This window comes from Roseibium sp. RKSG952 (assembly GCF_009711355.1).
This window is the reverse complement of sequence record NZ_SMMF01000424.1, coordinates 1-918: the sequence shown is the minus strand read 5'-3', so window position 1 is coordinate 918 and position 918 is coordinate 1. Positions and strand designations below refer to the sequence as shown.

Sequence of the window (918 nt, the reverse complement as noted above, 5' to 3'; positions counted from 1 at the left end):
CCCTTGACACTCAATCCCTTATGGCGAACCTGACCGTTGCCTTGTTGCACTTCGCGGCTGAATTCACCCACGCATATCAGCTTGACCCGAAACCACGGCCGGCGTGTTTCCATGTTGCGAAACACCAATCATTAACACTGTTTATTTCTCAAAAACATGATTAACATACTCATGTTTAAATTGATCAAATTCCGATTGTCAAAACCGACAGGTTGGGTCGGCATCCCGGCCAGCCTCCCGAAAGGTCAGCCCTTTAGCTTGCCTTTCGAGGATTCTTCGGGAGCCGGAACACCTTCCAAAAAGAGGAAAGCGGATTATGAGCTGGTGGGATGATTTCAAATCGGTTGCAACAAGCGTTGTCGATTTCGTGGGCGACGCGATTACGTTCGTCGGCACGCTTATGGGCGAATCGGAGACCGCGACAAGGATCGCAAGCGTTTTTGAAACCGTTGCAGACGCGGTGATCGACATCGTTGTCGGGGTTGCGGAATATGTAAATGGCAGCAGCGAGACCTCTGAAACGGCCGTTGCCGGCGCTGAAACGGATTCGGCCGGCTTCGACTACATGGCGGGTGCCGAAGATCTGGAACTCGACACCGGCCCGGCCGACCTCATCGGGTCGCAGGCTCTTCAGGATGACATGCAGTTTGTCTAGGCTTGGCGATTTGCCCGGCAAGCACAAGCGCATGCCTTCCAACGGATAAAGATATCCAACCTTCCGCGGGGCGGCTTCCGCCCTGCGATCCAACCGAAAACTGTCCGGCAAAAGCGCCCGCGTTGTGAACGGCGGTGAATTCAGGCGCGAAGCGCAACAAGACAACAGTAAGGTTCGGTCTGTCATACGGAGTTGAGTGTCAAAGGCGCGGAACGCGCCGCTAGCGGTCAACGACCCTTGACAATCAATTCCTTATGACAAGC

1 protein-coding gene is annotated in these 918 nt (G+C 54.2%); it reads left to right on the top strand.

Annotated elements, in window-relative coordinates; genetic code table 11:
• Positions 1-316: 316 nt before the first annotated feature.
• Complete coding sequence (locus E1297_RS01350) at positions 317-655, top strand: hypothetical protein (RefSeq protein WP_155132932.1); 339 nt, start codon at positions 317-319, stop codon at positions 653-655.
• Positions 656-918: the final 263 nt, after the last annotated feature.

Coding starts and splice junctions, on each gene's coding strand:
- E1297_RS01350 (WP_155132932.1), top strand. CDS start 317: ATGAGCTGGTGGGATGATTTCAAATCGGTTGCAACAAGCGTTGTCGAT.